This is a genomic window from Virgibacillus sp. MG-45, assembly GCF_036409425.1.
Taxonomy (GTDB): Bacteria; Bacillota; Bacilli; order Bacillales; family Amphibacillaceae; genus LDC-1.
On the sequence record NZ_JAXOFU010000006.1, the window covers coordinates 1 to 26,256 of the forward strand.

The 26,256-nt window shown below is 38.0% G+C and carries 25 protein-coding genes; 12 read left to right on the forward strand and 13 right to left on the reverse strand.

All coding sequences use genetic code 11. From position 1 onward, the window contains the following. Positions 1-235 precede the first annotated feature (235 nt). The 11 genes from SPK86_RS07905 to SPK86_RS07955 form a co-directional block, all read right to left on the reverse strand. Positions 236-1,183 carry a hypothetical protein gene (locus tag SPK86_RS07905; RefSeq protein WP_330949039.1) on the reverse strand — a complete coding sequence of 316 codons (948 nt, stop codon included), beginning with the start codon at positions 1,181-1,183 and terminating at the stop codon, positions 236-238. After that, positions 1,176-1,697, reverse strand: coding sequence for a sigma-70 family RNA polymerase sigma factor (locus tag SPK86_RS07910; protein WP_330949040.1), 522 nt, complete (start codon positions 1,695-1,697; stop codon positions 1,176-1,178). The genes SPK86_RS07905 and SPK86_RS07910 overlap by 8 nt, the downstream gene beginning before the upstream one ends. Positions 1,698-2,006: 309 nt before the next feature. Further along, a complete protein-coding gene (pstB, locus tag SPK86_RS07915; protein ID WP_330949139.1) occupies positions 2,007-2,804 on the reverse strand; it encodes a phosphate ABC transporter ATP-binding protein PstB in 798 nt (265 codons plus the stop codon). 100 nt (positions 2,805-2,904) lie between these two features. Next, complete coding sequence (gene pstA / locus SPK86_RS07920; RefSeq protein WP_330949041.1) at positions 2,905-3,789, reverse strand: phosphate ABC transporter permease PstA; 885 nt, start codon at positions 3,787-3,789, stop codon at positions 2,905-2,907. Between the two features lies 1 nt (position 3,790). After that, positions 3,791-4,747: a phosphate ABC transporter permease subunit PstC gene (gene pstC / locus SPK86_RS07925; RefSeq protein WP_284140583.1), complete on the reverse strand. Its 957-nt coding sequence runs from the start codon at positions 4,745-4,747 to the stop codon at positions 3,791-3,793. Between the two features lie 163 nt (positions 4,748-4,910). Beyond that, entirely contained in the window at positions 4,911-5,885 is a 975-nt protein-coding gene (locus tag SPK86_RS07930) for a PstS family phosphate ABC transporter substrate-binding protein (protein ID WP_284140584.1), read from the reverse strand. Positions 5,886-6,091: 206 nt separating this feature from the next. Continuing rightward, positions 6,092-7,435, reverse strand: coding sequence for a sodium-dependent transporter (locus SPK86_RS07935; RefSeq protein WP_330949042.1), 1,344 nt, complete (start codon positions 7,433-7,435; stop codon positions 6,092-6,094). Positions 7,436-8,038: 603 nt separating this feature from the next. After that, positions 8,039-9,112 (reverse strand): ABC transporter substrate-binding protein, encoded by a 1,074-nt coding sequence (locus SPK86_RS07940; RefSeq protein ID WP_330949043.1) that lies wholly within the window; start codon positions 9,110-9,112, stop codon positions 8,039-8,041. Continuing rightward, on the reverse strand, positions 9,109-9,909 hold the full coding sequence (locus tag SPK86_RS07945) for an ABC transporter permease (protein ID WP_284140587.1): 801 nt from the start codon (positions 9,907-9,909) through the stop codon (positions 9,109-9,111). Before SPK86_RS07945 ends, SPK86_RS07940 begins: the two co-directional genes overlap by 4 nt. Position 9,910: 1 nt before the next feature. Continuing rightward, a complete protein-coding gene (locus tag SPK86_RS07950) occupies positions 9,911-10,714 on the reverse strand; it encodes an ABC transporter permease (RefSeq protein ID WP_330949044.1) in 804 nt (267 codons plus the stop codon). Continuing rightward, the gene (locus tag SPK86_RS07955; RefSeq protein ID WP_330949045.1) at positions 10,704-11,816 is read right to left on the reverse strand and encodes an ABC transporter ATP-binding protein; all 1,113 of its coding nucleotides are present in this window, start codon (positions 11,814-11,816) and stop codon (positions 10,704-10,706) included. The genes SPK86_RS07950 and SPK86_RS07955 overlap by 11 nt, the downstream gene beginning before the upstream one ends. 337 nt (positions 11,817-12,153) lie before the next feature. On the opposite strand from SPK86_RS07955, the gene SPK86_RS07960 reads away from it, so the two are divergent. After that, entirely contained in the window at positions 12,154-13,038 is an 885-nt protein-coding gene (locus SPK86_RS07960) for an aminoglycoside 6-adenylyltransferase (protein ID WP_330949046.1), read from the forward strand. 56 nt (positions 13,039-13,094) lie between these two features. Here the strand turns inward: SPK86_RS07960 and SPK86_RS07965 are convergent, their stop codons facing one another. Further along, the gene (locus SPK86_RS07965; protein ID WP_443089766.1) at positions 13,095-14,054 is read right to left on the reverse strand and encodes a DUF2628 domain-containing protein; all 960 of its coding nucleotides are present in this window, start codon (positions 14,052-14,054) and stop codon (positions 13,095-13,097) included. 174 nt (positions 14,055-14,228) lie between these two features. Here SPK86_RS07965 and SPK86_RS07970 point away from each other — a divergent pair, with 174 nt between their 5' ends. Further along, positions 14,229-15,068 (forward strand): hypothetical protein, encoded by an 840-nt coding sequence (locus SPK86_RS07970; RefSeq protein WP_330949048.1) that lies wholly within the window; start codon positions 14,229-14,231, stop codon positions 15,066-15,068. Between the two features lie 131 nt (positions 15,069-15,199). Here SPK86_RS07970 and SPK86_RS07975 read toward each other — a convergent pair whose 3' ends face one another. After that, the gene (locus tag SPK86_RS07975) at positions 15,200-15,838 is read right to left on the reverse strand and encodes a restriction endonuclease (protein WP_330949049.1); all 639 of its coding nucleotides are present in this window, start codon (positions 15,836-15,838) and stop codon (positions 15,200-15,202) included. Between the two features lie 222 nt (positions 15,839-16,060). On the opposite strand from SPK86_RS07975, the gene SPK86_RS07980 reads away from it, so the two are divergent. The 10 genes from SPK86_RS07980 (at position 16,061) to SPK86_RS08025 (ending at position 26,251) form a co-directional block, all read left to right on the forward strand. Continuing rightward, positions 16,061-16,861, forward strand: coding sequence for an ABC transporter ATP-binding protein (locus SPK86_RS07980; RefSeq protein ID WP_330949050.1), 801 nt, complete (start codon positions 16,061-16,063; stop codon positions 16,859-16,861). Next, positions 16,854-18,497 carry a hypothetical protein gene (locus SPK86_RS07985; RefSeq protein ID WP_330949051.1) on the forward strand — a complete coding sequence of 548 codons (1,644 nt, stop codon included), beginning with the start codon at positions 16,854-16,856 and terminating at the stop codon, positions 18,495-18,497. Before SPK86_RS07980 ends, SPK86_RS07985 begins: the two co-directional genes overlap by 8 nt. Positions 18,498-18,719: 222 nt before the next feature. Further along, a complete protein-coding gene (locus tag SPK86_RS07990; protein WP_330949052.1) occupies positions 18,720-19,178 on the forward strand; it encodes a GNAT family N-acetyltransferase in 459 nt (152 codons plus the stop codon). Between the two features lie 172 nt (positions 19,179-19,350). Continuing rightward, positions 19,351-19,941: a histidine phosphatase family protein gene (locus SPK86_RS07995; RefSeq protein ID WP_330949140.1), complete on the forward strand. Its 591-nt coding sequence runs from the start codon at positions 19,351-19,353 to the stop codon at positions 19,939-19,941. A gap of 243 nt (positions 19,942-20,184) precedes the next feature. Next, on the forward strand, positions 20,185-20,610 hold the full coding sequence (locus tag SPK86_RS08000; protein WP_330949053.1) for a DUF1801 domain-containing protein: 426 nt from the start codon (positions 20,185-20,187) through the stop codon (positions 20,608-20,610). A 52-nt stretch (positions 20,611-20,662) separates the two neighbouring features. Further along, positions 20,663-20,917, forward strand: coding sequence for a DUF2164 domain-containing protein (locus tag SPK86_RS08005; RefSeq protein WP_284140598.1), 255 nt, complete (start codon positions 20,663-20,665; stop codon positions 20,915-20,917). A gap of 39 nt (positions 20,918-20,956) precedes the next feature. Continuing rightward, complete coding sequence (locus tag SPK86_RS08010) at positions 20,957-21,994, forward strand: DUF2332 domain-containing protein (protein ID WP_330949054.1); 1,038 nt, start codon at positions 20,957-20,959, stop codon at positions 21,992-21,994. Between the two features lie 86 nt (positions 21,995-22,080). Next, positions 22,081-23,112, forward strand: a complete 1,032-nt coding sequence (locus SPK86_RS08015; RefSeq protein ID WP_330949055.1) for a S66 family peptidase — start codon at positions 22,081-22,083, stop codon at positions 23,110-23,112. A gap of 605 nt (positions 23,113-23,717) precedes the next feature. Beyond that, on the forward strand, positions 23,718-24,986 hold the full coding sequence (codB, locus tag SPK86_RS08020; protein ID WP_284140601.1) for a cytosine permease: 1,269 nt from the start codon (positions 23,718-23,720) through the stop codon (positions 24,984-24,986). Next, on the forward strand, positions 24,983-26,251 hold the full coding sequence (locus SPK86_RS08025) for a cytosine deaminase (protein WP_284140602.1): 1,269 nt from the start codon (positions 24,983-24,985) through the stop codon (positions 26,249-26,251). The genes codB and SPK86_RS08025 overlap by 4 nt, the downstream gene beginning before the upstream one ends. Positions 26,252-26,256 lie beyond the last annotated feature (5 nt).

Genomic DNA, 26,256 nt, shown 5'->3' on the forward strand with positions numbered 1-26,256 from the left:
TAAGCTTGTACCACCGCTAGCTTAAAAGCCAAGTCATACTTTGCCATACTAAAACCCCCCTAGAGTTAGATTTTTTGGTCTAACTCTAGGGGTTCACATCATATCAAAAACGATAATCTGCCTTTTTTGTTATTTTTATCTTGTAAAAAGTTAGATATTGATTCATTCTATCGGCTCTAAGGTAAACGCTCAGAATATAGTATCTGAGCGTTTTGTAATGGTATTGCTGTGGATTTTATTCAAGGTTACTCCATAATTTTGAAAATACATTTTTATTTATTTCAAAGTATGCACCCATGAATCCATAATAGATATACCCCTCTTTTAATAGAGTAAGTCTAACCGTAGTACCGTCTTCTAAATGAATACTTAATTCTCTATACTGTTCGTCGGTCCGTGAATTACTTATTGGGTCTGAGTTTTGAGTGCGCGGGAAAGGTTTCGCCTTGTTTAGTTCTGTAACAAAGGTATTTATTGTTTCCATATCTGTAATAGATTGATAATTATCAATACTGTTATCCCAATCACTAAATGTTCTATATTGTGCAGAAGATATATTTCCAACCATATTTAATTTACCGAAAATATCTTGGCCACTATTTATTTTAATTCCATTGAGATTCTCAAAAAACTCGACATAAATCTTTCCGTTTTGCTCTTGATATGTCATTATTCTAAAGTTTTTATCGTAACCCTTAACAGCGTATACATCTGTCTTTCCCACTGTCGATGCAAACTCTTCATCATAGGCTTCTTTTTTGCTCCATTCATCTATTGTTCCTTTTGTAGTTCCGAGCTTTTCACCTAAAATATCCTTTGCAGCTTTGGCGTCTATCTCTGACCTTGTTTGTGTATAAATTTTACCGTTATATACAATTAAGCCAATCATGTCAGCATTCATATTTCCCTCTGATAATTGAATCTCCGGGATGTTCACTCCACCATCATCAGTAATAAATGGTGTAGCTGGATGATTTGCTGTATCATTTAATCCGTTATTAAACAAAGCGAAGGCTCCGATAGATATTAGTAAAGCGGCAGCAATACCAATTACTTTTACATTATATTTTTTCTTAGTATTTTTCATTTCTTGTTTTGCTTGAGAAACGCCCAGTTTAGTCTTTTCACGCAGTTCTTTTGGGATTTCAATTTTATTCATTTCTTGTTTAATATTATTACTCATAGAAACCATCTCCTTTCAATTTAGTACGGAGCTTGTCTAAAGCTCGATATAAAATTGTTTTTGCCGTACCTAAAGGAATAGTAAGTGTTTCTGAAATCTCTTTGAAAGTTAAACCTTCGTAAAATCTTAATATAACAACACTTTTTTCTTCTTCATTTAATCCTTCAATTAAGTCTTGGACTGTCACTTTTAAATCAGTATTTTCATTGATATCTCCTGATAAATTTCTCTCGAACTCTGGCTTTAATTGAACTACTTTCTTCTGCTTTCGAAGTAAATCGAATGAGCAGTTTATTGCTATTCTTAGTAACCACGTTTTAAAGTATTTTGGCTCTTTTAGATATTTGATGGTTTTAAATGAACGATATGCTGTTTCTTGAACCACATCGAGTGCATCACTTTGATTTTTCACATATACAAAAGCTATTCGATATATATCTTGTTCATATTCCTGAAATAAAGACAAAAACGCCTTATCATTCCCTTTTTGTGCCTTCCTTACTAAATTTAACAAACAGTAGCCACCTCCTTAATTACTTTCATTTATTAGACGAACAATGTATTGATTTGGCTTTAAATTTTTAAAAATAAGTTCACTATTAACTATCTTAGATAGATTATATCAATCAAACACGTTGTCAATAATTCAAAAGTGTAGTGCTGGTGTTTTTACCATTTTTCTTTTTTAGTTATAAAAGTCATATAGAAGTTATAATGGGGTCGAAGTATCGTTAGAGCCAAAATAAAAAAGACTGGTTATGTTCATTGGAAAGGTTTTAACCTCCAAACGAACCAGTCTTTACGCATATTGAGACGCTGAATATTAGCCGAAGCGTCCATTAATATAGTCCTCTGTTCTGCGGTCAGAAGGATCATTAAAGATAACATTCGTCTTATCAAATTCTACGACTTCACCATCAAGAAAAAATGCAGTTTGATCTGAAATTCGCGCTGCCTGCTGCATATTGTGCGTTACGATAACAATTGCATAATCATCCTTTAGCTCGCGAATTAATTCTTCTACCTTTAATGTCGATTTAGGATCAAGAGCTGATGTCGGCTCATCCATCAAAATAACATCTGGCTCTATCGCTAGACAACGTGCAATACAGAGGCGTTGCTGCTGACCACCTGAAAGGCTATAAGCATTTTCGTGTAATCGATCCTTTACTTCATCCCATATATAAGCTCCACGTAAGCTTTTCTCTACAATTTCGTCAAGCACCAATTTATTTCGAATACCATGGATTTTAGGACCATATGCAACATTTTCATAAATTGATTTTGGGAATGGATTTGGTTTTTGAAACACCATACCAACTCGTGTCCGTAACTCTTCCACCTGCATGGATTTATCCAAAATACTTTTACCATTATAATTAATCGTTCCACTCGTACGAACTCCTGGTACAAGCTCAACCATTCGGTTTAATGTTTTAAGATAGGTTGATTTTCCGCATCCAGATGGACCGATGATTGCAGTTACTTCCTTTTCATGAATCGTTAAATTGATATTTTTTAATGCGTGAACCTCACCATACCAAAGGTTTAAATCTTTTGTTTCAAATACAACTTCTTTTTCTACTACTGAATCTGTTAAAATACTTGTTTTATTTTGCATCGGTTTGACCTTTTCGTTATTCACAATGGTTAAAGCACTCATTTATTTCACACTCCTTTAAGAATTTAAGAACAAGCGGTGCACATCGCTTGCAAAGCTATTAATAACGTCTTTGGAATTTGTTGCGAATTACAATTGCTGTTGCATTTAATAGGAGTAGCACCATAAGTAACACGACAATCGTTGCAGCAGCTAAATAAGCATATTCGGTAACGAGTGATGAATCTAATGTCCAGTAATAAATTTGCATCGGTAGTACCGTAAATTTATCGAAAATACTGCCCGGAAAAGGGATTAGTAAAGCAGGAATACCGATAACTACTAATGGCGCTGTTTCACCAATTGCTCTTGAAAGTGAGAGAATCGCTCCGGTTAAAATGCCTGGTAATGAGGCAGGCAGGATGATGTTTTTAATTGTTTGCCACTTCGTTGCTCCCATTCCAAGGGATGCCTCACTCAAATAGCCTGGAACAGCCCGAATAGCTTCTTGACTGGCTACAATTACGATTGGAAGAATAAGCAGGGACATCGTTAATCCGCCAGCAAGCACGATATTGCCAAAATCAAGTGCACGAACAAACACGGTCATACCTAGAATTCCATACACAATGGACGGAACCCCAGCTAAATTCGCAATATTAGTTTGAATAAAGGATTGCAGCTTCCCTTTTTTTGCATAAAGCTCCAAGTAAATGGCAGTTCCCACTCCTAAGAACATTGTTACAGGGGCAACGACGACCATGAGCCATAAGGTACCAAGGATGGCACCCATAATTCCTGCTCGTTCTGGCTGTGTTGATAGTTTCCCAGACAGAAAATCAAGATTAATCCAGCTAATTCCCTCTGAGAAAACGCGAATAATTAAAATGCTAAGCACGATAATACCGAATAGGCTAGAGAGAAAAAAGAGTCCTTTGGCGACCGTATTCATGGTGACACGTAATTGCATTCTTTTTTGAACAGTTGCACTATCCATATGCTTCATATCAATATTCCTCCCTAAACTTCCGTGAGACATAGCGAGCAAATAAGTTCATCCCAAGGGTGAAAACAAATAGCGTCATCGCAACAGCATACAAGCTGTAATAAATAGTCGATCCTGCCGGTGCATCTCCGCCAGTAACCTCGACAATATATGCAGTCATTGTTTGCATTGATTGTGTAATGTCAAATGTGAAGTTTTTTGAGCTTCCACTAGCGATCGTAACAATCATCGTTTCACCGATTGCTCTCGATATACCAAGCACGAAAGAGGCGACTATTCCTGAAAAAGCAGCAGGAACAACTACTTTTAAGGCAACCTCCAGCTTTGTTGATCCTAAAGCAAGTGCACCTTCACGCATGGCGTTAGGAACAGCATTCATTGCATCCTCTGATAGCGAAGCAATCATTGGGATAATCATAATTCCCATTACAATACCTGGACTAAGGATGTTCGTTGCTTCTAAGCCAGGAATCATTTGTCGCAATAGAGGGGTGACAAATGTAAAGGCAAAAAAACCATATACAATTGTTGGAATGCCCGCTAACACCTCTAGCATTGGCTTTAGTACTTTGCGAACTTTTTCTGATGCAAATTCACTCAAATAGATTGCAGACATTAACCCAATTGGGGCAGCGACAAGCATTGCAATCAAAGATGATATGACTGTACCTGTAATAAGAGGTAATACACCGAATTCAGGGTTTTGACTTAACGGTTTTAAAACGGTTCCAGTAAAAAATTCTATCATCGATACATCTTTAAAAAAGGAAAGGCTTTGTGTTAATAGGATATAGATAATGCCAATTGTAGTCAGGATGGAAATGCCTGCTACGAGAAATAATATAACTGGAATTGCTTTTTCAAAAGATTGCTTTGTTTTTTTGGTATGCTTATTTTCTTCGATCATTTCTCTGACATTGATAGGATGCTTTGATGGAAGCCCACTTTTTAGAAACATCAGATTTTAATTCCTTTCTTTGTCAAATTCAATCATCATGCAGTTGTTCTCTATTTAAATGGGAGTTAAACCGATTCTTAAATCGCGCATTATAAAGGCGCAATAAGATGAGAACTATGAAGTCCTCATCTTATAAATGCATTTGATTGTCAGGCTGCTCGTTTTATAGTCCTTTCAGAAAATCAATGTTTTCCTGTACCTCTGTTTCCGGAATTGGTGCAAAGCCAGTTTCCCCTGCGAACTTGTTAATGTTGTTCATTACAAACAGGGCGTAATCCTTTACCTGCGCTTTTTCTTTTGCTTGATTTACGTTCAAGTAAGTGAAGACAGGTCGTGTAAAATCTGCATATGCTCCATCCTCAGCAATGGTATCTAACGATGGCTCCACCGCGCCGTTTCCGAAGTCCACATGCACAGCTTGCAAATTGTCTTGGTTGTTTACGTAGTAACCAAACCCGAAAAATGCAATGCCGTTTTTATCTTCCGAAACAAGCTTTACAAGTGTAGAATACTCTTGCTGTAAATTCACATCACTTACAAGATCCTTTTCTTCTAAAATATTTTCATAGAAGAATTCATATGTTCCATGGTTTTCGTTTGGACCATACGTATTTATTTTTTCAGCTGGCCATTCGGGATTAATATCAGACCATTTTGTCACATTACCATCTGCTAAGAAGATTTTTTTTACATCTTCTGCTTTCAATTCTTTTGCCCAATCATTGTCTTTATTAATAACAAATGTAAGTCCGTCTAACGCAACCTTCAGCTCTTTCACATCGATGCCAAGTTCTTTTGCTTTTGCTGCTTCTTCCTCTTTTATTTGGCGAGAAGCATCGTTAAAGTCTGTGCCGTCTTCTACTAGGAATTTTTTGAATCCTGCACTTGTACCAGCACGGCTTACTTCAACAGAAACGTTTTCTTGCTCTGTTGTCATATATTCTTCAGCTATACGAGCCATTAAAGGATAAACTGTCCCCGAACCGTCGATTACGACACTTCCTTCTAGCTCTGCTGTTCCTTCTGTATTTCCTTTATCTTCTTTTGCTTCTTTCTCTGCGTCTGTCTCCTGGCAAGCTACTAATGTAACCGCAAAAATAGCAATAACAAGAAACATGAAATATTTTTTTAACTGCATTCGAATTGTCCTCCCTTTTTATAGGTAAAACTAGTTTTGAAGGTTTCCCTTCTCAATTTCTAGTATAGGAGGTGTTTATTAAGCGAGTATGAGGGTAGTGTAAAGGTTTTGTAAATTTGCCTTTCATTAAGCTTTTTCCTCTGTAACAAGGGCATAATAAAAGACCCTTTTAAAAAGGGCCTAGTATCAAATATTCGTATGAAAGGTTACCAAATTTGAAGTACATCAAGCATGACGACAATAATTAACACTGGTGCGACATAGCGAATGAGGAAAAACCACGTACGAAACAATCCGTAGCTAATTCTACTGCCTTGCTTTAACTCTTCATATAAGGCAGATTTCTTCATTTTCATAGAAACAAAAAGGGCCATCAGTAAAGCGCCAATCGGCATTAAAATGTTACTGACTAAGTAATCAGCAAAATCAAAAATGGATTTATTAAACAGCGAGATGTCACTCCAAACACCAAAAGAAAGTGCAGAAGGGATACCTACGATAAAAATAAGTAAACCAATTATCCATGCCCACTTCTTTCGTTTTTGAATGTCCCCTTTTGAGATGACCGCAACAATAATTTCCAGCATCGAAAACGCAGAGGTTAGCGCGGCAAAAAGAAAGACGATTAAAAATGCAGCAAAGAAAAACATCCCAAATGGTAGTTGACTAAAAATAGTTGGTAATACGTGAAATAATAAAACAGGTCCAGCGTCAGGCTCAAGTCCAAAAGAAAAAACAGCTGGGAAAATAGCAAGACCTGCTAAAAGTACAATCGCAATATTCATTGCTACAATGGAAAGTGCTGATCGCGGTAAACTTTGATCTTTTGGTAAATAAGAGCTGTATGTAACCATAACAGAAACACCAATACTTAATGTGAAAAACGATTGGCCCATTGCTTCTAAAATCGTTTCTGAAGTAACCTTTGAGAAATCAGGGAAGAATAGAAAGTTCATTCCTAGACCTGCGTTTTCTAAGGTAACTGCACGAACAACTAAGATAATAAATAAAATAGATAATGCCGGCATCATAATAGTACTTGTTCGTTCAATTCCTTTTTGCACGCCTTTAGCAACTACAAGAATCGTCACTACCATAAAAATAAATTGCACGGTTAAACTGAACGCTGGGTTAGCAATTTTTTCACCAAACAGTGCAGCATATCCGCTCGTATCTAATGAACTTAAGTCACCTGAGAATACCATTCCAAGATAGCCTACGACCCATCCTCCAATAACACTGTAAAAGGATAGAAGAATAAAGCATGTTACCATCCCTAATATACCGATCCAAAACCATGGTGTACCAGGTGCAATCTTTTTAAACGAACGAACAGCATCCTGCTGCCCAGTTCTTCCGATGGTGAATTCTGCAATTAATAATGGAAGGCCGAGTAATAATGTAAATAAAATAAAAATGAGGAGGAACGCTCCCCCACCGTTTTGCCCTGTAATATAAGGAAATTTCCAAATGGCACCTAATCCAATAGCTGATCCAGCAGCAGCTAAAATAAAACCAAGTCTTGTTGTGAATTGTTCACGCTGATTCAAGATAAATACTCCCTTCTTTACGTTGAGACTAACGAAATATATTATTCCAATTTTCCTTTATTGATCATGGATTGTCAATCCTGAGTATTGTTGTTTCTGAATAATGGTTCGAAATCAGAAAGGAGTTAGGACAAAACAGTAGAATTTGTTTTAAAATACACATCATACCACCGCAGCTTGAAAATGGGTTCGCATTCACCACAATCGATCGAGAAAGCCCCAAACGATCAAGAAAGTGCGACAAACGATCAAGAATCGGGGCAACTCGAGCGAGAATACCCCAAAATCGAGCGAGAAGGACCCAACACGATCAAGAAACACCCAAACTCGATCAAGAAACCGCCTCAAACGATCGAGAAAGCCCCCAAACGATCGAGGAACCGCCGCAAACGATCGAGAACACCCCAAATTCGATCGAGAAACCGCCTCAAACGATCGAGAAAGTGCGACAAACGATCAAGAATCCCCTCAACTCGAGCGAGAATACCCCAAAATCGAGCGAGAAGGACCCAACACGATCAAGAAACACCCAAACTCGATCAAGAAACATCCTCAAACGATCAAGAATCCCCTCAACTTGATCAAGAAACAGACGTGGCTTGTTTATTTTGGATGCATTTTAAATTCCAAAAAGAGATCATTATAATACGAAAGCATTTTTGGCCCTAAATTTTTATATACTTCTAGTTTTTCGGTCAGCTCTGGTGGAGGATAGAAGCGTTCATCATTTACCATTTCTTCATCCATATAGGAAAGTGCTGCTTTGTTAGGTGTTGAATATGCCACATATTCCGTGTTTTGAGCAGCGATTTCAGGATCAAGCATAAAGTTAATAAATTGATGAGCTGCCTCTATGTTCTTAGCTGTCTTTGGAATAACCATATTATCAAACCATAGATTGGAGCCTTCCTTTGGAACTACATAGTCAATTGCTTCGTTTTCCCACATAATATCGGCTGCATCGCCAGACCATAGCACAGCAATTGCTGCTTCATTATTTTGCATGAGTAACTTATTTTCATCTCCAACAATGGCTTTAATGTTCGGTGTGAGCGTCTCTAGCTTTTGTGAAGCTTCCTGTAAATGCTGTTTATTCGTATCGTTTAAGGAGTAGCCAAGACTATTTAACCCCATCCCTATGACCTCACGTGCACCATCAACGAGTAAAATTTCATTTTTTAATGCTGGATCCCATAAGTCATTCCAGCTTGAGAATGTTTTGTTGGGCAATAGCTCTGGATTAAAAGCGATTCCTACAGTCCCCCAAAAATAGGGGATGGAATATTTATTGCCTGGATCAAAAGGCAAATCCATAAAACGATCATCAATGTTATTCAGGTTTGGAAGCTTTCTGTGATCTAGTGGGATAAGGAGATCCTCTTCCCGCATTTTATCAATCATATACTCGGAAGGAACGGCGATATCATAGGTAGTTCCACCTTGCTGTATTTTTGTTAGCATTGCTTCATTGGAATCGAAGGTTTCGTAAATAACATTGACCCCTGTTTCTTTTTCAAATTGTTTAATTAGATCCATATCAATATAGTTTCCCCAGTTATAAATGGTGAGTGTATTCTCACCACTATAGCCTTGTGATTCGTTCATCGCTTGTATCGCATATAAAAGGATTGCGGACAGGATAATACCTGCTATGAAAAGCTGCAGCAGTTTTTTCATTTTCTAATCCCCACTCCTTTCATATTCGTACGTTGCGTTATGAAATAATAGACAATCACGAGTAGTATCGTGACAACAAATAAAACAGCAGATAATGCATTAATATTTAATGAAATTCCTTGCCGTGCAAGCGAGTATATTTCTACAGACAAGGTAGAAAATCCATTTCCTGTGACAAAGAAGGTAACTGCAAAATCGTCTAAGGAATACGTCAATGCCATAAAGAATCCAGCGAATATCCCTGGCGTAATATATGGTAAGACAACCTTTGTAAGTACATTCCAATTGCTTGCTCCAAGATCTTTTGCAGCATCAACTAAAGAAGGACTCATCTCCATTAGCTTTGGCAATACGAGTAGCACAACGATCGGGATACTAAATGCGATATGGGAAAGCAGGACAGAATAAAAACCAAGCTTAATCCCAGCAAAAGTAAATAAGATTAAAAATGATGCGCCAATAATAACATCTGGACTAACGATGAGCACATTATTTAACGAAAGCAGTGTATTTTTCATTCGTTTTTTATATGCGTGAATACTTAAGGCGCCAAACACACCGATTATCGTAGCGATTAAAGATGATAATAGAGCGATTACGAGTGTGTTTAAAACAATGATGAAAAGACGTGTATCATGAAAAAGCTCCTTATACCAATCTAAGGTGAATCCTTCAAAATGACTCATCGTTCCTCCGCTATTAAACGAATAAAAGATAAGGAAGAAGATTGGTGTATAAAGAATCGCAAATATAATAAATAGAAATATTTTTGCAGTAGGAGTTGATTTATGATGCATGTTACACCCCTCGCTTTCTATCGCGGGTTAAGAACATAATGAAAAACATCGCGATAATGAGAAATACAGCGATAGTCGCCCCCATGCCCCAATCCTGTGTCACAAGAAAATGCTGTTCGATTGCGGTTCCTAGTGTAATAACACGGTTTCCGGCAATTAGTCTTGTAAGCATGAATAAGGAAAGTGCAGGGATAAATACGATTTGGCAGCCAGATTTAACACCATCAATAGTTAATGGGAAAATAACTCTCCGAAATGCGGTCCACTTGGATGCGCCTAAATCGTTTGCAGCATCTAAAAGCGAAGGATTCAGTTCGTTAAGCGCATTGAATATCGGCAAAATCATAAACGGAATAAAAATATAGACTGCGACAAATATAAAGCTAAAATCGGTAAACAAAATTTGCCTTGAGCCAATTCCGATCATTTCTAGGAGGCTATTTGCCATCCCGTATTGTCCGAAAATTCCAATGAATGCATATGCCTTTAACAAAAGATTTACCCATGACGGCACAATAATAAGTAAAAGCCAAAGCTGCTTATGCTTTGTTTTTGTTAATAAATATGCAGTTGGATAAGCAAAGAGTAAGGAAATTAACGTAATTAAAAAAGCATACCAAAACGAGCTTAATGTCATTTTTAAATAAACGGGTGTAAAAAACTTTTGATAATTAATTAGTGAAAAATTTCCTTCAATATCAAAAAAGGAATAATATAAAACAAGCATGATAGGCGCGATTACGAATAACACGATCCAAAGTGTATACGGAATCATATACAGGTTGCGAGTCAGCTTATTTTCCATCCGCTTCTCCCTCCGTGTAGGCTTCTAATCGTCGATCAAATTCCTCTTCTGTTTCGCCAAGACGCATTACGTGGATTGCTTCTGGATCAAAATACAAGCCGATTTTATCACCTACGCTTGCTTTTTTTGTAGAATGAACGAGCCATTCATTCCCAGCTTCATCCGAGCCAAAGATTTCATAATGAACACCACGGAAAAGCTGCGAATCGACAGTGATTTGTAGCTTTCCTTGTTCTGGCGCTGTAATTTGCAGATCCTCAGGACGGATAACGATCTCGACAGGCTCCTGTGCACTTATTCCTTGGTCCACACATTCAAATTCGCGACCTGCGAATTGAACTAAGAAATCTCGTACCATCGTTCCCTTCGCAATATTTGATTCACCAATAAAGTCCGCCACAAAGCGATTAATAGGTTCATCATAAATATCAATTGGCGTACCACTTTGTTGGATTTTTCCTTTGTTAATAACAAAAATTTCATCGGACATTGCCAATGCTTCTTCTTGATCATGTGTGACAAAAATAAACGTAATTCCTAGTCGGCGCTGAAGCTGGCGCAGCTCGTACTGCATTTGTGTCCGCAATTTGAGGTCAAGCGCTGATAATGGTTCATCAAGTAAAATAACCTCTGGCTCATTAACGATCGCACGGGCGATTGCAACACGCTGACGTTGTCCACCAGACATTTCACTTATTTCCCGATTTTCATAACCAGCTAGATTTACAAAGCTAAGTGCTTTCTTTACTTTTTCTTCGATTACTTTATTTTTAAGCTTTTTGATTCGTAAACCAAAAGCGACATTTTCAAAAACATTTAAGTGTGGAAATAGGGCATAATCCTGAAAAACAGTGTTAACCTGACGTTTGTTGGCTGGAATATGGTTGCATTTTTTCCCATTAAAATAAATGTCACCTGAGGTTGCCTCAATAAATCCTGCGATTAAACGGAGAATTGTTGTTTTACCGCAACCAGATGGTCCGAGCAATGTATAAAATTTTCCACGCTCTATTTCAAAGCTAACATTGTCTAGTACAGGTTGGTCATCCCCAAATTTCTTCGTAACATTCGTAAATTGAATCATTGGAATTGGCTTGTTCATTTACACTCTCCCTTTTGTTTTCTGTTTAAAATGCGAACATGTTATATGAAAGCTTGCGGGCTTTCTGGAAAATAGCTTTATAGAAGCTTGTTCCCGTATTCTTTATTCATTTAAACCCGGTCTACTTGTTAGTCATATGTTGTGATGCATTTCGGAATAATTATACAAGAAATTTTACGAATTGGAATCTTTTTTTTGCAACTTCAATTTCTTCGATTAAAATTTCTTGTTAAGCGTTGGTAAAAAAGGGATAGTTGGGAATGAAATAATCCGTTTATCTTATATACTGTTACAATAAAAGAAGAACATAATGCGATGCTAAACAGGGGAGGTATTTATGAGAACAGAACAAGAGATGATGGGCTTACTTATTCGAATTGCGAAAGACGATGACCGTATTCGAGCAGTGTATATGAATGGTTCTCGAACAAATCCGAATGTGCCGAAGGATATTTTTCAAGACTACGATATCGTGTACGTAGTGACAGAAACGAGATCTTTTATTCAAGATCAAGCATGGATTCACGCCTTTGGAGAATTGCTAATGCTCCAAGAGCCTGATAAAAACGATGCTGCGCTTCATAAGAACGATAATAATAACCTGTCCACCTATGGTTATTTAATGCTTTTTACAGATGGAAATCGAATTGACCTTCACATTGAAACGGAAGACCATATGCTTCGAAACTATGGAAATGATATGCTTACTGTTCCATTAGTCGATAAGGACAATATACTCCCAGATATTCCTGCTCCCACTGATCAGGATTACTTCGTGCAACGACCGACTGAAGCAATGTATAGTAGCTGTTGTAATGATTTTTGGTGGTGTTTACAAAACGTAGCAAAGGGAATCTGGCGGGATGAATTACCTTATGCAAAGCAAATGTTTGAATGTGTCGTGCGTCATCGCTTAGATGAAATGGTTTCTTGGTGGGTTGGAAGTAACTATAACTTTGAAATATCAGTCGGAAAAATGGGAAAGTATTTTAAAACCTATTTGCCCACGGAATATTGGTCTATGTATGAAAAAACATATGCGGGATTTGAATATAACGATATGTGGGAAGCAATCTTTATTTCATGTGAATTCTTTCGTACATTGGCACAGGACTTATCAGACCAATTATCCTTCCGCTATCCAGAAAAGGATGATAGCAATATGATGAAGTATTTACAAACGGTAAGAAGACTTCCGTCTGATGCAACGGAAATCATGTAGGATGCCCAAGTTAATAAAAAACGAGCACCTCCCCCGTTTAGGAGAAGTGTGCTCGTTTATTGTTCTTGATATAAGTCATAAATATAATCGAGAAAATCACTGGAATCATATACATCAAGCTCTTCGTTATCAACGGAAACAGAAAGGATATCAATATCTTCATAATCGTCACTATTCGCAAAATGAAAAGTAACTTCATGCGTTTCTTGGTCGATTGTTAGTTCTCCGTTGAAATCAACATAGTCTGTTTTATCAACTGTTTGAATAAAGGTCCATTCTCCTTTATCAAAAACAACTTCAAACATATCATGTAAATTAATATTTTCTTCTTCATCATATACTGCATATTGAACCTCATCGATAGGACTAACATTTAATGGAATGAACTGGGTCGGTATAACATATGCACCAATGAGAATAAGGAATGAGAAAAGCACACCAAGCCAGCTGGCCCCACCCTTTTTCTTATAAATGGTTAAGCGATTCTCATAGTTAGGAGTTGTGGCACGCGTTTTTTTTACGTGTCGTATGGCATGCTTTTTATAAAGCTTATTACCGAAAAAGCCAATAAGCACGAATGTGACAACGCTAATTACTTGGTCGACCGGATCATTTTCAAATGCTAGTAGGTTTGCTAAGTTATATGTATATCCACTTAAGTATAATAAAAGATCCATTACCAACCACACAAGGGAAAAGAGAAACACGAATAAATACATTTTGCGGTATCCGAGCCAGAATGGGCCGAATAAAAACGCGAAAATATTAAAAGAGATACCATTACGAGTTGCTGATTTTTCCCACTTTCGCGCATAGTAGCCTTTATCATCTTGAATATAATCGTATATTTCCTCTTCTAAGGATGGATTACCTTCATATGTTTGTTCATGTGTTGTTGCACTTAGCTGTTCGTCAGTACCCTCGTTAATAAACGAATTAGCCTTGCCGCACTTTGGGCAATATTGGTTATTTCTCTCCATTTGATTTCCACATTTACTACAAAACAATGATGACACCTCACTTTAAAATAATGGTTTGTTCCTTATATCGGCATACTTTCCCAGTTGATGTAATTTCTTTAGTTACATTGTGAATGACTGAAGAATAATTGAGGAATAGTGGATTGGCAATGCCCATATTTACGTTGTTTGCATAGTCTATAGAAACGATGTAAAAAGAGGTGGAAAAGCATGACTTTATATATAAATGCCAACGATCATCCAGGTGTGTTTAAAAATGAAGCGTCCATTAAACCAAACAATCAAGACTATTTTAAAACGGATTATATGTCTGACATGATTGGGGAACAAAGAAGGCTAAACGCGTCGTTTTCTCAATCGTTTACAATGCTTCAGGAAATGTATAAAGTGCAAGAGCAGTCCTTTTCCAATCAGTGGGAAAGTATTACTCAAAAGTTGCAGCAGCTTCTTGAAAAACAAGAGAAACGTGAAAACATGGAAACAAAGGCAGTACAGCAGCTTAAGGCTTTAGATGAAAAGCAAACGGCACTTCAAGGAATCGTTCAAGCTGGTGAAGATGAAATGGCAAGGCTGCAGGAAAATATTCAAACAATTATCGATGCGGAAAAGCTCCTAGCAGATCATTTTCAACAAATGCATGCTTCAGAAGAGGATATTGTCGCTCGATTAAAGCAATTGACGAGTGATGATCGAGCAGCAAAGGAAAAACTAAACGCAGTAGAAGAACTAACGATACAACTGGATCGTAAGGTCGATTCTATACAAACACAGCAAACGACAATGGCTGAACAAATGGCAGGTCAGCAAAAAGAGCAGCAAGTAATAAGAACGGAAATGGATGAACAGCTGGCATTGCTCCAAAAAGTAGGAAGACAGGTAGAACAAATGCGATCGATTTTATACGAGCGAGCAAACTATTTAGCGGAGAAGGTAGAGGAAGGATACCAGCTAACCTCCTCTTATATATACCAACTATTTACTGGTGCAGATAAGCCGATGTCATTTGTAATGAAGGAAAAAGAAACGAAAAAAGTGCAGCAGCATAATTAACAATGAAAAATGGACGCATATGACGAAAAAAGATGCGGTGTCACACCTGCAGGGGATAAGAAAATAGAGCCTGAACATCGGTTTCTGATGGGCGGGCTCTTTTAAGCTTTCGGTGTATTATATTTACCTCGTTACAATCCTAAAAAATCTTCAAGTTGGTAATCTATTATCCCCCCAGAAGTAATCTCTTCAATTAAATGAATTAATCTCTCGCCATTAACTAAATAAATAGGCTTATCTATAACATATGAAATCGCCTGATTTGTAAAGTCACTAGTTGTTATGAAGTACCCCTTTTCAGCTTTGCAGTCCATGATAGCACTATGAAATTTCTGAATTTGCGGGCGAGTAACCTTTGACTTGGTAAGGCGCTTGCACTCCGCAATCGCAAAGAAGTTATCTTTATAGATTAATATATCTTTACCACCATCACCGGTTGGCTTTGTGACGTGTGCATCATAGCCCATCTGTTGAAATAAACCACTTATGTAGTATTCAAACTGTAAGGAAGTCCTCTTTTTCAATTGATTTAATGTGCCAAGTCGTTGAAGTTCAAGTCGCTGCATTTCCATTTCTCTAACTTTTCTTTGTTTATTTCTATATTGTTTTAACCAAATTAGCCCAGTTATCAAAACTCCAATAGAAATCCAAGTAAGCAAAGACAATGAAGAGAGCCACATCAAGAAATTATAAGCCATTGTTGCTATGAAAAGAATGGCAATGCTTATTATTAATAATTTGAGTTCTGCCTTTTTTCTACGTCTAACCATAAGCGTTCACCTCACATCTTGCAGTATGTCCTTAAAAGAATATTTCCATAAATAAATCAGAAGCTAGTTTATCGTTTCCTAAAGTTTTTGAAAGAACCGTATGAGTAAAAAAATGAACTTCGTATAATAGACTTCAATACAGATCAATTTACAAATACTTCTTGCATTCACATAAACCGCTTGATATGTTAAGAACAGCAGAGATTTAAAGGGGTTGAAGGGATGAAAGAGGAGAGAGAATGTGTGCTTTCCTTACAAAACTTAATGATGAGTTTTGCGGGAAAACAGGTGCTTAAAGGAATTGACTTAGATGTTTATCGAGGACAAATTATCGGTTATATTGGTCCAAATGGAGCGGGGAAAAGTACGACCTTAAAAATAATGCTCGGTTTAATCGAAGGCTACAATGGCACCGTCGAATTGTTCGGTCAAAACATTAGAACCGATGGACATACATACAAACGAAGAATTGGTTATGTGCCGGAAAATGCCGAGATATATGATAATTTAACAGCCTGTGAATATCTCACTTTTTTAGGGGAGCTTTATGGGTTAGAGCAGGCAGTTGCAGAAAGAAAAGCAGAGGAGCTCATGACAGCGTTTGGAATGGAGGACGTATTTCATTCTAGAATTTCCTCTTTTTCCAAGGGGATGAAACAAAAAACGTTAATCATTTCGAGTCTTTTGCACGATCCTGACTTGATCTTTCTTGATGAACCATTAAATGGTTTAGATGCAAATAGTGTTATGGTTATTAAAGATGTACTTGATAAGCTGGCAGCGAAAGGAAAAACAATCTTTTATTCCTCGCACATAATGGATGTAGTAGAGAAAATTAGCAATCGAATTGTTCTTCTCGTCGATGGGAAAATTGCTGCAGATGGATCCTTTGAGGAATTGAAAGCAGAAAGTAAGCAAGGATCGTTAGAAGGTATTTTTAAAGGATTAACTGGCTTTGAGGCGCATGCGCATACAGCTGACAACGTCGTTCGCATTGTGATGGATGGTGATGAAGGTGAATAACTTTCGTTCGCTTAAATTGCTTGATTTCTTCCAACCAATCTTTCGAGCACTAAACATTGATTATCCGCTCATGCGAAAAATGGTTGCGATGAAGTTGCTAATGGATCAACGTCGAGTTCCATCTATTTTAAGTCAGAACATGGGGAAACCAAAGAAAGCAGGAAACCAATTTCTTAAATCATTATTTATCTATGTATTTTATGGGCTAGCACTTGTCCCATTTTTGTTTTTGGGAGAAAACTATATGTTTCAAATAAGCATCATGTTCGGGATTATGATGTTTATTTTAATGACGACAATGATCTCTGATTTTTCCTCTGTACTACTTGATGTGCGAGATAAGACAATTTTACATACAAAGCCTGTAAGCAGTCGTACGATTAGTGCGGCAAAGCTTGTTCATATTACCATCTATTTAGCAACGATTACAGGTGCATTTATTTTAATCCCATCCGCAGTGATGATTGCCGTGCAAGGTATTGCTTATTTTCTTCTTTTTTTGGCAGAAGTAATGTTGCTTATTCTGTTCATTTTAGCGTTAACTGCACTCACATACATTTTTATTCTTCGCTTTTTTAGTGGTGAAAAATTAAAGGATATTATTAACTATGTTCAAATCGCGTTGTCATTAGGTATTGTCATTGGCTATCAAATCGTAGCTAGAGTTTTTGATGTTGTTGATTTAACGTTTACTTATGAATTTAGCTGGTGGCATGCTTTTATCCCGCCAATGTGGTTCGGTGCTCCATTTGAACTGCTTTTTAATCAACAGTACACGAGTGTGATTATTATCTTTTCTTTGTTAGCAGTAGCTGCTCCGGTGCTATCTATTTATGTGTATTACCGTCTAATGCCTTCTTTTGAGCGGAATTTACAAAAACTGCTGGAGGAAGAAACAAAAAACAAACGCAAAAAAAGATTATTAAGTACATTTTGGGAAAAGCTCGTGTGTCGAAGTCGAGAGGAGCGCTTCTTCTATCGTTTTTCAACGTTGATGCTAAGTAGAGAGCGTGATTTAAAGCTAAAGGTATATCCTACCCTCGGCTTGGCGGTTATTTTTCCATTTGTATTTCTCTTTAATCAGTTGAGTTTCGGAACCTACGAAGAATTGGTACAAGGTCAATCCTATCTTAATATCTATTGGAGTAATATAATTATTGGTATTGTCGTTTACATGCTACAGTTTTCCAATTCATACAAAGGTGCATGGATATTCGAAACAACTGATATGGAAGATAAATCGCTTTTTTATAGTGCTGCTTTAAAGGGATTTTTAATGACGTACTATTTGCCAATTTTTTTGACATTATCGATAATATTTACGATTGTGTTTTCAAGTCGTATTATTCCAGATTTGCTCGTCGTCTTTTTGTCGACAGTTTTGCATACGTTGATCGCCTATAAGGTTGTTAATGATGGACGTATCCCTTTCTCTAAGCCATTTGAAAGTGTGCAACAAGGAGGGAGCTCGATGAAGACGTTTTTACTCATGATTGTTGCTGGTATCTTTGCAGGTATCCATTATGCTATAACACAGCTAGATTTTGGGGTGTATGTATATTTAGCATTATTGCTTATCATGACACCACTACTGTGGAAAATAGTGTTTAAGGAAAAAGCGACAATGAAAGTGTAACAGGTGTCTGTAATAAAGAAAATCAATGAAGGAATCGCCAGGCAGTGGCGGTTCTTTTTTTAGATTAGCCTAATCTCTATATGCTTACCTATCGCTTTACATTTAAGACTATTGATAGAAAAATAGATTCACTGCTCCATAAACAAGGAATTTCATCCAGAAATGGCGAATTAGTAAAGGATAACATATTGCGATAAGTAGCATAAAAGGGTGAAGAATCGAATGAAGATATACAAAATAGATAAAGGAAATCAGCCACCGATGGAATTGCTCCTGTTAGCTGATCCTAATAAGGACTATGTTGATTGGTATATTGATCGCGGAAGCTGTTATGTGGCGATAGAAAATGAGCAAATCATTGGCGTGTATGTGTTACTTTCAACACGACCTGGAACCGTTGAGCTAATCAACATAGCAGTAGCTGAAAAAGAACAAGGAAGAGGCATTGGGCGACAACTCGTTGAGCATGCCATTCGATGTGCAGTCGAGCAAGGCTATGAAACAATGGAAATTGGAACAGGAAATTCTAGTATCGGACAGCTAGCATTATACCAAAAATGTGGGTTTAGAATCACCGGTGTAGATCGCGGTTATTTTCAAGAAAAATATGAAGCGGAAATCATTGAGAATGGGATTGTTTGTCGTGATATGATCCGATTATCGATTTCTTTAGCTAGATAAAGAGCATGAAAAAGGCTTTTTATCATAACTTAATAGGCCACCAAGTTCCAATACATTGGAACTTTACCGCTAGTAAGACGTATGTAAGAGAGGCATGTGTAGAAAAAAAGAAAAATGCTACTTAAACAGTAGATACAATGGACTATCCTAGACATAGAGATGGGGGAGTATGATGATACGAATTGGCTTTGTAAGACACGGGTGTACTGCTTGGAATAAAGAAAGAAGGGCCCAAGGGAATTCAGATATTCCGTTAGATGAAGAAGGAAAACTACAAGCAGACTGTATTGGTCAGCGTTTAGCCGCAGAGAGCTGGGAAGTAATCTACTCAAGTGATCTACAACGAGCGAAGCAAACGGCAACATTAATTGGTCAACATATAAGAGAGGCAGAAGTTCATTTAGACGCACGACTTCGAGAGGTAAACGGCGGGCTCATTGAAGGAACGACAGAAGCAGAACGAATCGAAAAATGGGGAGAAGAATGGCGTGAGAAGGATTTAGGAATAGAAGACCGAGCAGCAGTTGTGACGAGAGGTATGGCGTTTATCCAAGATGTGCTTCAAAAGCAGGAAGGAAAGCATGTGTTAGTTGTTAGTCATGGCTCATTTATCAAACATATGTTACGCACGTTATTTCCTGGCATGGATATGGAGGCTTCCTTAGATAATTGTTCGCTAACATTGGTAACCTATCAAAAGGATGCCTGGGAGTTAGAGCTACATAATTGCACGAAGCATTTTCATGAAGGAATGGTTCGTTGATTAAATAGGTAGAGGAGATTCGTAAAAAAGGTCAATGTTGTTCCTGTTGCGCGAACCGTCCATATGGTAATATTTCTCTACATAGTAAATTTAGAGAAAAGAGATAGAGTATTTGGCTTCGATAGAGGAAGAAATGGGGACTATTAGCTTTTTTTGTTAGCTTGCTTAAGAAAGCTAGCAGAGGAAAGCTGAAAAAGTGCGTGAAGCTGTGCAAAGCTTGAAAACGGGGTAGGGGTGTTTACAATGTATGGTCAAAAAACGCAGGAAACAGATAACAGTGTTATCGAATTTATAGAAAACGGGGAAAGTATTGAGCGGCGAGAGGAAGCGTATATGCTCATTGATGTATTTTCAGAGGTGACGGGATACGATCCCAAAATGTGGAGAACGGGTATTATTGGATTCGGAAAATATAATTACTATTTTCCGTCTGGACACGAGGGAGAAGCTCCGTTAGTTGGTTTTTCACCACGTAAAGCAAAGATCGGATTATATATTGAGGTAGAAGATATACAATGTGGTGAGTTATTAAAGCAATTAGGGCCGTATACGGTAGGGAAATACTGTATGTACATTAATAAGGTAGAAGACATTCATCTTGATACCTTGAAAGCTGTAGTGAAACGGTCTGTTGCAAATTTGCAAGAAAAGCATCCTCATGGAGACTGATTCCAGCAGCAATACTTATTTATAGCTTTGAATAAATGATTGGAGGAAACAAATGTATATTAAATTTCCGCAAGAGAAAAAAGAGCAAGCAATGGATAAATTAAAGGATTACTTTTATACAGAACGATCAGAAGAAATTGGGGATATAGCAGCAGAAGGAATGCTAGATTTCATCATGAAGGAGCTTGGACCCTTCTTTTACAATCAAGGTGTTCATGATGCCAAAGACGTTGTCGAACAAAAAATAGCGAGCTTAGAAGAAGATATACAAGCATTAGAACGTCCAATTTCGCGTTCGGAGCGTTGACATATAAGTGTTTATTTCTAGGAAGTAAGGAGGGGAACAATGGATTATCAGGCTTTATCCAATCGATTTATGCGTTTTGCTGAAGAGTGTAGTGGTTCGAGTACATTATATGCATTCCTTTCAAAAAACATAGCAGCAAATAAGGAGTTACTGGAACTGAGTGCACATGCTGGAAAAGGGCAGCCTATTCCCAACTTATTTTTTGGAGCGGTGCACTTTTTGCTGTTAAACGGTACGGAGCATGAATTAAGAAACTATTATGCAAGTATCGTTTCAGAGCCGAAGACAGAAACAGAAGCATTTCCAGTATTCTTCGACTTTTGTTTGCGAAATCGACAAGCAATTATTCCTTTACTTCAAACGAAAATGGTACAAACAAATGAAGTTCGTCGCTGTGCTTATCTTCTTCCCATCTTTGATTCGATTTATCGTAAAACAAATAAGCCCTTGGCATTTATTGAGATTGGAACAAGCGCGGGGCTGCAGCTGTTATGGGATAAATATCGCTATACGTATTCCTTCAATAATCAGGTTTACGGTAATGAGCAGGAATCACTCTATATTCATGCAGAGGTTCGAGGAAATGGGAAGCCAATTATTTCAGAACGCTTTCCTCCGGTAGAACGACGTATTGGTATCGATTTACATATTAATGATGTTACAGACAAAGCCTCTTATCAATGGATGTATGCATTGATTTGGCCGGAGCACCATGAAAGACGAGCAATGTTTAAACAGGCAGTATCACTTGTGAGAAAACATAAGGAGAAGCTACAGCTTATTGAAGGAAATGCCATTGACATGCTTGTGGAGTTAGTTGAGGAAATTCCTATGAACAATACCGTATGTATTTTCCACACACATGTAGCCAACCAAATCCCTAAGCAAGAGAAGGAACGATTGCTCAGTGATATCGCTCAAATTGGTGAAAGCAGAGATATCTTTCATATTTATAATAATATGTGGGATAGAAAGCTTCATCTAGATGCATTTATGAACAAAGAAGTCGAATCAAGAGTCGTGGGAGAAACAGATGGGCATGGCAGATGGTTTACATGGGAGCTAGAGGAATGGTAGTAAGCGTGTTAAACATTGGTGCTAATCGTAGCGCTATTCTCTTTGAATAAGGAATTTGATAACGGGTTATAAGGATGGTGGGGAATGTGCTAATAAAACCAAAAAAGTTGCAGCCAGGTGATCGTGTTGCGACGGTAAGTCCTTCTTGGGGAGGAGCGGGGGAGCGTACACTTAGATGGCGGTATGAACAAGGAGTAAAGAGACTAAAGAAGGTTTTTGGACTAGATGTTATTCCTATGCCGAATAGTTTGAAAGGGGAAGCATATCTTTATAAAAACCCACAAGCCCGTGCGGAAGATTTGATGACTGCGTTTAAGGATGAAAGCATCAAAGGAGTCATTGCAAATATTGGCGGAGATGATAGTATATGCTTACTTCCCTATATCGATTTTCAAGTAATACGTGAAAATCCTAAAATTTTCATGGGTTATTCTGATGTAACCATTTCACATTTGTTTTGCTATAAAGCAGGTGTTTCTTCTTTTTATGGTCCGGCAATTTTAACTGATTTTGCTGAAAACGTGGAGATGAATCCCTATACGATTGAAATGGTGAAACGGACACTTTTTTCCACTGAAGTTATTGGTGAAATTACACCTGCTAATGAGTGGACGAGCGAGCGTGTAGAATGGATAGAAGAGAACAAGCACCGTCGACGGACGATGCGGAAAAATTTAGGGTACGAGGTACTTCAAGGATCAGGTGTAGCACAAGGACATTTGATTGGTGGTTGTATTGAAGTGCTAGAGTTTGCTAAAGGAACTGAACTTTGGCCTGAGAAAGAATATTGGCAGAATAGCATACTTTTCTTTGAAACATCGGAAGAAAAACCAGAACCAAATCTTATTAGATATTGGTTGCGAAATTATGCTGTACAAGGAATTTTACAAAAAACAAAAGGAATCATTTTTGGTAAGCCACAAGATGAGAAGTATTACGAGGAATATAAAAAAGAAATCAAACAAGTAATGGTGGAATTTGATTTAGAGGATTTGCCAGTGCTTTACAATCTGAATTTTGGACATACTGAGCCAAAATTTATTTTGCCATATGGCGCAATGGCAGAAATTGATTGCAATAAGAAGACATTTAAGATTTTAGAAAGTGGAGTGGAATAGGATTCGTTGCTTTTCCGACAATTGGCTAGTTTGTTGTCGAAACAAAAACATCAGTTTGAAAGAAATTCTTGGGTAAGTACGGTGTTACATCATCCATCTGGAATATCGAGACTCCTGTGGGAGGACAGGCCTAGATAAGACCCGTAGAGCGAAGCTCGAGGAGGCTTATCAGCCGCCCGCGGAAAGCGAGTATATTTCAGATGCGACGATAAGGAGCAAAACTATTTTTCGCTTTGAAACGATCAAAGGTAGAAGGTAGCTCCCGTAAATACGTAACAAACTCCTTACGATTTAATCCTATTGACATCAAGGTGTTTTTCTGCAATAATTCTATTAATTGAAAAGGGTACCTTTAATTCAGTCCTGTGAGGCTGACAAGGGCAGCGGATATCGATTCGGATGAACAATGCGCATCGCAAAATTTAGTTGAGATATTAAATTTGCTGTGTTCTGTGCATTCATCAAAATCAGGCTTCTTGTCATCGTGACAGGAAGTCTTTTTTTGACTTCTGCAACGGTTCTTGCTCTGGTGCCACCTATCAAATTTACTGTCTCGACTGTAATATTTAGCAGCCAAGACGCCTAAATAAGAGGAGGAACCTAAAATGAAAAAGATAGATCTTGAATTTTCGCTAGAGGCTGTGCCTCATACGCATCGGAATGGTTTTTGGAAAACACTTGTAGTAATGCTAGGACTAACGTTTTTCTCAGCAAGTATGTGGTCTGGCGGTGAGCTAGGACAGGGGCTTACTTTTATGCAGTTTATCGGCATTGTATTAGCAGGAAATCTTATTCTTGGAGCATACACAGGGGCATTAGCGTACATGGCTGCCAAAACAGGTCTTTCCACGCATTTATTAGCACGGTATGCTTTTGGTGAAAAAGGCTCTTATATCTCTTCATTTCTACTTGCGTTCACACAAATTGGATGGTTTGGAGTAGGGACAGCCATGTTTGCAGTACCAGTACAGAAGGTTACTGGAATCGACATTTATGTATTAATTGGAATTGCGGGCATATTAATGACGATTACGGCATTTTTTGGGATGAAGGCATTAGCGGTTATAAGCTTTATCGCTGTACCTCTCATTTCTATTCTTGGTACAACATCCGCGTTTAAAGCAACAGAAAGCCTAGGAGGTTTTCAATCATTACTCGATTATGAACCAACCGAGGCAATTGGACTGGCTGCAGCGTTAACCATTTGTATTGGTTCATTTATTAGTGCGGGCACATTAACACCAGATTTTACGCGTTTTGCACGGACAAAGAAGTCAGCGGTTATTTCTACGGTCATCGCCTTTTTTATCGGGAATTCCTTGATGTTTCTATTCGGGGCGATCGGTTCCATTGCAACAGGGCAGGCAGATATTTCTGAAGTTATGTTTATGCAAGGCTTATTAATCCCCGCAATCATTGTGCTTGGATTAAACATTTGGACAACGAATGATAATGCATTATATGCTTCTGGCTTAGGGCTCTCTAATATTACAAAAATTCCAAAGCACAAAATTGTCGTGATAAATGGTTTAATTGGAACGATCGCAGCAATGTGGCTATATAACAATTTTGTCGGCTTTTTAACATTGCTTGGTTCAGCGCTTCCTCCAATCGGGGCGATTATTCTAGCTGACTTCTTTATCGTGCATCGTGGACAATATAAAGCATACAAAGAAATGACATTCCAATCCTTTAATTGGATGGCTTTATTTGCATGGGCTGCAGGGGTAGCTGCTAGCTTTCTGCCTGGAATCCCGCCAATTAATGCTTTAGTTGGAGCAGCCATCATTCATGTAGTTGGAACAAAGGTAATCGCAAACGTTAAAAATAAAGAAGTTGTATTATCAAACGTGGAAAAGGTGAGCAATTCATGAGAATCGTAAATGCAGTGTTGCGTGGAAAACAAGGGCGTTGGGATATTGTTCTTGAAAATGGAAAAATTGCGGCTGTATTTCCTGCAAATGGTGAGGAAAAAGAGGGAGAAGTACTTGATGTGGATGGTGCGTTGGTGCTGGCTCCGTTTATCGAACCGCATATTCATCTTGATACGACATTGACAGCTGGAGAGCCTGCATGGAATAAATCTGGGACCCTATTTGAAGGCATTCAACGGTGGTCAGAGCGAAAAGAAACATTGACATATGATGATGTAAAGCAAAGAGCTAAAAAAGCGTTAACATGGCAAATTGCCCAAGGGATTCAGCATGTTCGAACACATGTCGATGTAACAGATGCGAAGCTGACAGCCTTAAAAGCAATGCTTGAGGTAAAGGAAGAAGTGGCTCCGTTTGTTGATTTGCAAATTGTTGCCTTTCCACAGGAAGGAATTTTATCCTTTCCGAATGGCGAAGCATTGCTAGAAGAAGCGTTAAAAATGGGCGCAGATGCTGTTGGTGGAATCCCGCATTTTGAGTTCACACGCGAATATGGTGTTGATTCACTGAAAATCGCTTTTGATTTAGCAGAAAAGTATGACCGACTCGTAGATATTCATTGTGATGAAATTGATGATGAGCAATCCCGCTTTGTAGAGGTGGTTGCAGCAGAGGCATACAAACGAGGGTTGGGGAAACGGGTAACTGCCAGCCATACAACTGCAATGGGTTCTTACAATGATGCATACGCATATAAGCTGTTTCGATTGTTACAAATGTCGGACATTAATTTTGTAGCAAATCCGCTCGTAAATATCCACTTACAAGGACGTTTTGACACATACCCGAAACGACGCGGATTAACTCGTGTTAAAGAGCTGCTTCAAGCGGGAATGAATGTTTGTTTTGGTCATGATGATATTTTTGATCCATGGTATCCATTAGGAACGGGTAATATGCTTCAAGTGTTACACATGGGAATCCATGCTTCACAGCTAATGGGATATGAAGAAATTGTAAATGCAATCGATCTAGTTACAACAAACAGTGCGAAGACAATGCATATAGAACAAGCGTATGGTATCGAGGTAGGCAAGCCGGCTAACCTGATTGTATTAGATGCCGAAAATGAGTTTGAGGCGATTCGAAAACAAGCAGCTGTTCGCTATTCAATACGCAATGGTCAAGTGATTGCCACCACAAAACCAAGTGAGACAACGGTCAAGCTTCATGAAGAACAAGTAATCGATTTTAAACGTGCATAATGATT

Coding starts and splice junctions, on each gene's coding strand:
- SPK86_RS07970 (WP_330949048.1), top strand. CDS start 14,229: ATGACTTTATATATAAATGCCAACGATCATCCAGGTGTGTTTAAAAAT.
- pstA (WP_330949041.1), bottom strand. CDS start 3,789: ATGAAGCATATGGATAGTGCAACTGTTCAAAAAAGAATGCAATTACGT.
- SPK86_RS07940 (WP_330949043.1), bottom strand. CDS start 9,112: ATGAAAAAACTGCTGCAGCTTTTCATAGCAGGTATTATCCTGTCCGCA.
- SPK86_RS08000 (WP_330949053.1), top strand. CDS start 20,185: ATGTATGGTCAAAAAACGCAGGAAACAGATAACAGTGTTATCGAATTT.
- SPK86_RS07975 (WP_330949049.1), bottom strand. CDS start 15,838: ATGGTTAGACGTAGAAAAAAGGCAGAACTCAAATTATTAATAATAAGC.
- SPK86_RS08005 (WP_284140598.1), top strand. CDS start 20,663: ATGTATATTAAATTTCCGCAAGAGAAAAAAGAGCAAGCAATGGATAAA.
- SPK86_RS08025 (WP_284140602.1), top strand. CDS start 24,983: ATGAGAATCGTAAATGCAGTGTTGCGTGGAAAACAAGGGCGTTGGGAT.
- SPK86_RS07945 (WP_284140587.1), bottom strand. CDS start 9,909: ATGCATCATAAATCAACTCCTACTGCAAAAATATTTCTATTTATTATA.
- SPK86_RS07990 (WP_330949052.1), top strand. CDS start 18,720: ATGAAGATATACAAAATAGATAAAGGAAATCAGCCACCGATGGAATTG.
- SPK86_RS07930 (WP_284140584.1), bottom strand. CDS start 5,885: ATGCAGTTAAAAAAATATTTCATGTTTCTTGTTATTGCTATTTTTGCG.
- SPK86_RS08010 (WP_330949054.1), top strand. CDS start 20,957: ATGGATTATCAGGCTTTATCCAATCGATTTATGCGTTTTGCTGAAGAG.
- pstB (WP_330949139.1), bottom strand. CDS start 2,804: ATGCAAAATAAAACAAGTATTTTAACAGATTCAGTAGTAGAAAAAGAA.
- SPK86_RS07995 (WP_330949140.1), top strand. CDS start 19,351: ATGATACGAATTGGCTTTGTAAGACACGGGTGTACTGCTTGGAATAAA.
- SPK86_RS07960 (WP_330949046.1), top strand. CDS start 12,154: ATGAGAACAGAACAAGAGATGATGGGCTTACTTATTCGAATTGCGAAA.
- SPK86_RS07980 (WP_330949050.1), top strand. CDS start 16,061: ATGAAAGAGGAGAGAGAATGTGTGCTTTCCTTACAAAACTTAATGATG.
- pstC (WP_284140583.1), bottom strand. CDS start 4,747: ATGTTTCTAAAAAGTGGGCTTCCATCAAAGCATCCTATCAATGTCAGA.
- SPK86_RS07950 (WP_330949044.1), bottom strand. CDS start 10,714: ATGGAAAATAAGCTGACTCGCAACCTGTATATGATTCCGTATACACTT.
- SPK86_RS07905 (WP_330949039.1), bottom strand. CDS start 1,183: ATGAGTAATAATATTAAACAAGAAATGAATAAAATTGAAATCCCAAAA.
- codB (WP_284140601.1), top strand. CDS start 23,718: ATGAAAAAGATAGATCTTGAATTTTCGCTAGAGGCTGTGCCTCATACG.
- SPK86_RS07955 (WP_330949045.1), bottom strand. CDS start 11,816: ATGAACAAGCCAATTCCAATGATTCAATTTACGAATGTTACGAAGAAA.